Here is a 5,608-nt window from a genome sequence, read left to right on the forward strand (position 1 = left end):
TGAAAGGATTGCTCAAGTACATTCATAATTTGTTCACGGGATAGATATTCCACTAAAATTCTCCTTTCCAAAATGGTTCTTTCCCTTAATATGTCATACTTTCGTTCATTTAAACCCTGTTTTCTTTATGGATACCCATCTGTACTTGGAAGGAACCATCTTATTTATATAATCATATTATACAAATAAGATAAATGGAGTAGGTGGTTCTCATTGGGACTTCAGTATATTTAGATTTTTTGTCCAAATTTGGTGTAAGTGGTGCACATCCAGGTGGTATTGAGCTTACAAAGAAAATATTCGAGAACGAAATGATTAACAAATCTTCTCGCATATTAGATGTAGGTTGTGGTACCGGCCAAACATCTGCATATTTAGCTGCCCGTTATGGCGCAAAAGTAACCGGGATGGATATCAATCCGATCATGATAAAAAAAGCCAAAAATAGAATGGCAAAATACCAATTACCAGTGGAAATTATTCAGGGCTCAATAGAAAAATGTCCGTTAGAAGATAGTAATTATGACTTTATTATTTCCGAATCAGTTCTTTCTTTTGTCAACAAGCCTAAAGCACTTAAGGAAATATTTCGTTTATTAAAGCATGGCGGTCGGTTTATCGCAAATGAACTTACTGTTAATAGGAGGCTCTGGACGAATTTTGAAGAGGAAATTAAACAATTTTATGGGTTAGATTCTCTCCTCATGGAAAGGGATTGGATTACCTTATTTGAATTGGCCGGTTTTAAAAATTTAAAAACTTTTATGAAAAAACAATCTACCCTACAAAACCATTCAATGCCTCAATTCGAGTTTTCAGAGTCGATTGAACCTGAACTTTATAATATCCTACATCAGCATTTTAATTTAATGCTAAAATATCAAGGGACTTTAGACTATAGAGTGTTTTTATGTACGAAATAAAAACTCACATATAGATATAGAAAAGGCCTGTATGGATCATATCCACCACAAGCCTTTTTTGGTTTTGTTATTTAAATAAAGAATGGGAAAAATGGTCCGAATCTTCTTATCCCAAAGAAAGGAAACCCAAATGGTCCAAAGAAAGGGAAAAGTCTGTTGTCACTGCGTTCACCCATTGTGTGCATATGTGAATGCCCCGTCTTCGGCATAAGGATATACATTTTTTCCCTGTCATAGCTATGAAGTATGCCCTGATAAACAGATCCATCTTTTAATTCAATTTGAATAATCTGGTACAAATGTTCTTTGCACTTTTTATGGTGATCCTCTTTATCCCTTTCAGCATCGATGGCATCCTGATAAATGCTCCTAATTCCTTAAGTGAGAGGTTTCACAATTTAACACTAAATGTATTTTTGCGTATAACGATTTTTATTTTTTTCAAAATCTTCCTTTAATAAAGAATACATATATAAATCATCAAATTTACCACGTGTAAACTCATATTTTCTTAATAATCCCTCTTTGATAAAACCCAACTTTTCGACTAACTTTTGTGATGATTGATTAGGTGGCTCGATTAGTGCCTCGATTCGTTGGAAATTCAATTGTTTAAATCCGTAGCTTATTATAGCTTCAACTGCCTCAACAGCAATACCATTTCCCCACTGCTCTTTACTCAATTCAAAGCCAATTTCAGTACGGAAGTGATGAGAACCCATGTTGTGAAAACCGCAACTGCCAATCACAACTCCCTGATCTATTAAAGTAACTCCCCATCTAATCCCTGTTTTGTTGTTATGAATGGATTGATAGCAAGAAATCTCATCCAAGGCATCGTTTATTGCTGTAAAAGGTTCCAATCCATAATATTTCATTACTTCTTCATCAGACAGATACTTCAAAATGCTGTTCGCATCCTCATTTGTAATCCTTCTTAATACTAATCTTTCAGTCTGAAGTACAGGAAATGTATCAGAATCTATGTTCACAGCAAGCACCCCTCGTTTTCTATCAATTTTTATTTTTTCTGTTTTGCCAATTTTCCCTTGTTAATACCATATTAATAGAATCAATCCATTTTCCGTCAAATTCCAGTTCGTTTTTATCAATACTATCTAATACAAAGCCAACCTTTTCATAAACATACTTGGCCCTTGGATTGAAGCTAAAAACACTTAAAGTGAGTTGGTTAAGCGTAGTATTAGTAAATATATAATCAATTATAAGATTAGTTGCTTCGGTACCTAATCCTCGATTCCTTCCTCTCGGACCAATCAGTATCCTAAAATTCATACTATGATTTTTTTCGTCATATAAATTCATCACTACCTCTCCCACTAAGTTGCCCCGAGATTGGTCAACAATAGCAAGATCCATGCGATCCGTTTGTTTATTTCTTGAATTGTACCAGTTGAAAATTAATTCCCTATCAAAATCCGTACTGCTACCTGTAAGCTTTAATACTTCGGGATCTTTTAAGCATTCTTCAATAAAAGGAATATCCTCTTCCTTAAAAGGTCTGAGAACTACTTTCTCCCCTTCTAATACTGGTTTATGGACTAGATTTACCATTCCAATCTCACTCCGTTCAATCGCGCATTAATTAGTTCGTTATTAAATTTTACTAAACTCCTGTTACCACAACAAGATATAAAAATACGTTATGCCACTGCTCCCACTGTAGCACTAGTCCAGTGAATTTCACTTTGAAAAAAAGATGTACAATAACTTGCATCCTAATTATGCAACATCTGGAATCACGACAGGTACAAAGGGAGAGTGGCAGAAAGTATATGAGGCTTTGCGCCAGCGAGGATATCCGAACTTAAAATAAAAAATCTTCCGGGTTGGAAGATTTTTTGCTTTGGGGAACTAAGAGTCATTCATTTTTTGCGCGCTAAATATTTATGGTTGCTTATGTCAGTGAATCAGTCTAACTAGCACAACAATGTATCCTTTCACTTTACATCTCTATTTCTTCCATATACTCTCTTCGTAATTCAGACAACGTTTTTCCTTTTTCTACATGTTCCGTAAAGGCATAGGTTTCAACGGATGACCAGCCTGTTACTTCTCTTAGCCATTGCTGAATAGATTTTTCTACTCCGCCGACGTCAACATTACCATTTGACAACAAGACTACTGTTGAATCATGATTCTTTGCTTTTAAAATATCGCCTGCTTTAACTACTTCCCACTCCAACATGGAGTCAATTCTTGGCAAGTTACGTCTTTGTGAGGATCTTTTTCGTTTAATTTTTGAAGTCAATGATTTATCTATTAAATCTACATAATAATCTTCGTAGTGATCTAACGGCAAGATTTTCTGACTTTCAATATATAATTCATCATTTATTTTGTATGGAATCAATTTATAGCAATACATTTCTACGCCATTCTTGTTTAGCCAGGCAACCGCTGACTTTGTTTGCTCATCAAAATCCGAAGCAACCAATATAATTTGCTGACGCTGGTTAAAATCCTCAATCGAAATATTGTTATCTTGAAAAAAAGTCACTATATTTCGATTGGCTTGTTCAGCGATTGTTAGTGACGGATCCCTCTTTGTATCTTTACTTTTCTCTAAATAAGGCGCATATATTTTACTAATCAAATCGTCTATATCTTTTACAGTTGCAAATCCTGCAGCATAGCGAATTGCTTGAAATTCAAATGCTTCTTTTCTTGCTTCCATATCCTTTCGATCCCGCTTAATTTCAATCAGAACCAGATCCCCATTTTGATTTAATCCAACTAAATCACAAATACCATTACTTGAATTCCGCACTTGTTGACCAACAATCAACATCGATTCATCTTCTGCAATTAGATTTGTATTATTTTTGATTAACACTTCTACATCATGCTCATTCATCTGTAACTCCGAAAAGCTAGTAGGCTCAATAGGTATCGCCTCTTTATTTTTTATGTGAAACAATTTCGTCTCTCCTTTATAACGGAAAATTAACATCCGTCCAATAATCTTCCGCGGATTTCAAACAATCCCCTGTCTAGAGATTATTACAAACCATATAAATTTCCGATTTCAATTCACCGAGTAACTTTGGCTCAAATTCTTTTTTTAGAGTTGATAGAGATATTGTTTTTTGTTGGGGATAGTCTTGATTTAATTTTATGGTTGGCACCACATAAAACTCCCACTGGGATGTATCGAGTGGATTCACTATTTCCACATTCTTCTCTTTTAATAAGCAGAATACGTAAATGTCTGCATTTCTTACTGCTTCCGGGCTATAGGTATTTGTATTATAGTCGTACTTCTTTTTAGGACCAATATTAAAAATAACTTTGGAAAGTGTCCCCTTATACCAAGCTTGAATATAGGATGCTGATTTTACTTCAATTTTCTTATCTTTGTATTTTAAATCATAAGAATCCCATTCTATTCTAGTTTGGTTAAGAGCTCCAATCGCAGCACCCACTAAGAATTCGGCAAAGATCCCCCTTAATGAGTTAGTAAGTAAATTAGAGAAACCCCATTTCCAAAAATCCGAAATCGTTAAATCCGTTCCAATAATCGTTTTTTCTAAATTTGAAGGATTGTCGAAATCCAACAATTTTCACTCCTTTTAACTAATCTTTTGCTTCAATTCAAATCTTATTATTTACTCATTAAATTAGATTAGTCCGCATTTAAATTTTCGGTACAATCAAACAAACATTAATATACGGTGCCTAAACCACCTATAGAAAATGAGAAGCTTTATACTTCTCATTTTTCTAGGATAAATTATTCTTACATTAATTTAGTTGATATTCGGATGTTAGTTTAATACTGGACCATCCATGGTTTTGACCACGGCTGAACTTTACGCGAAGATTGATTTTTTCTGTCTCGTCGTTCCATACTAGAGTATTTTGAATGTTGGTTGGAGTATTTCTGAGTATTGAAATAGTACTATTAATAGCAGTATGTTCCCTACAAATGGTTAATTGATCATTATAAAAGGTTACTGCCATTAAAGCAGTACCAAGAAGGTTCATAATTCCTTGCTTTAATTGATTATGTGAAGCGTTTAATAGCTGTTCCCCGATTATTTCAGACACCAATTCTAAACTTTCTCTGTGAGTTATTTCTCCAATTAAATATTTTGATTTAACTTCTTTAACATAATCATCGATACTACCAACATTAAAATAATCTTCACCAAGAATTGTTCCAATACCTGGATTTTTCGTTGTTATTTTACTCCCAATTTTAGATAATGCTTTCAATGAAATTTTTTCGATAAAGTATTCACCATTATATTTTAAAACTAACTGTAAATCCCCTGTATCTAGTTTATCGGAAATATAACTTTCGGGAATTAACTCTATACTTTCAATCGACAAACTATAATCATATTTTTCATATAATTTTTCTGAAATTGCAGGTACCAAAGTTGAAGTGGATTCAAAAAGTTTTTCTAACACTTCTGGTTTTACCAACGAGTAATACTTCGAAAGTAATTTAACACATTCGTTATAATCCACCTGCGATACCAGTGGAAATTCTTTTAAAAAGTAATAATATGAAATAGCTTCGTGACATTTTCCAATTGCATTGCTGCTGTTTGAAGTTTCTTCGTAAATATGATTTGATATCGTTCTTTCGATTTTTTCAATTGTTTCGGCATTCATAATTTGGAGTTCAGCTTCATTAGTAAACGTATCATAACTTG

Annotated in this window: 6 protein-coding genes; 1 reads left to right on the plus strand and 5 read right to left on the minus strand. The window is 33.7% G+C overall.

Translation table 11 applies throughout. The features are described from left to right. The first annotated feature begins 203 nt into the window (after positions 1-203). On the plus strand, positions 204-923 hold the full coding sequence (locus tag V7147_RS03775) for a class I SAM-dependent methyltransferase (RefSeq protein WP_335366527.1): 720 nt from the start codon (positions 204-206) through the stop codon (positions 921-923). A 404-nt stretch (positions 924-1,327) separates the two neighbouring features. Here the strand turns inward: V7147_RS03775 and V7147_RS03780 are convergent, their stop codons facing one another. The 5 genes from V7147_RS03780 to V7147_RS03800 form a co-directional block, all read right to left on the minus strand. Further along, positions 1,328-1,915 (minus strand): GNAT family N-acetyltransferase, encoded by a 588-nt coding sequence (locus V7147_RS03780; RefSeq protein WP_335366528.1) that lies wholly within the window; start codon positions 1,913-1,915, stop codon positions 1,328-1,330. A gap of 22 nt (positions 1,916-1,937) precedes the next feature. Then, entirely contained in the window at positions 1,938-2,498 is a 561-nt protein-coding gene (locus V7147_RS03785; RefSeq protein WP_335366529.1) for a GNAT family N-acetyltransferase, read from the minus strand. A 391-nt stretch (positions 2,499-2,889) separates the two neighbouring features. After that, entirely contained in the window at positions 2,890-3,864 is a 975-nt protein-coding gene (locus tag V7147_RS03790) for a hypothetical protein (protein WP_335366530.1), read from the minus strand. 73 nt (positions 3,865-3,937) lie between these two features. After that, complete coding sequence (locus tag V7147_RS03795) at positions 3,938-4,501, minus strand: hypothetical protein (RefSeq protein ID WP_335366531.1); 564 nt, start codon at positions 4,499-4,501, stop codon at positions 3,938-3,940. 187 nt (positions 4,502-4,688) lie between these two features. Then, positions 4,689-5,608 (minus strand): hypothetical protein (locus tag V7147_RS03800; protein WP_335366532.1); only part of this gene is annotated, 920 nt, incomplete at its 5' end.

Source organism: Bacillus sp. JJ1521, assembly GCF_036965165.1.
Lineage (GTDB): Bacteria > Bacillota > Bacilli > Bacillales > Bacillaceae_L > Ferdinandcohnia.

Excerpts from the sequence above, each read along its gene's own strand:
- V7147_RS03785 (WP_335366529.1), bottom strand. The coding sequence starts at position 2,498 with ATGGTAAATCTAGTCCATAAACCAGTATTAGAAGGGGAGAAAGTAGTT.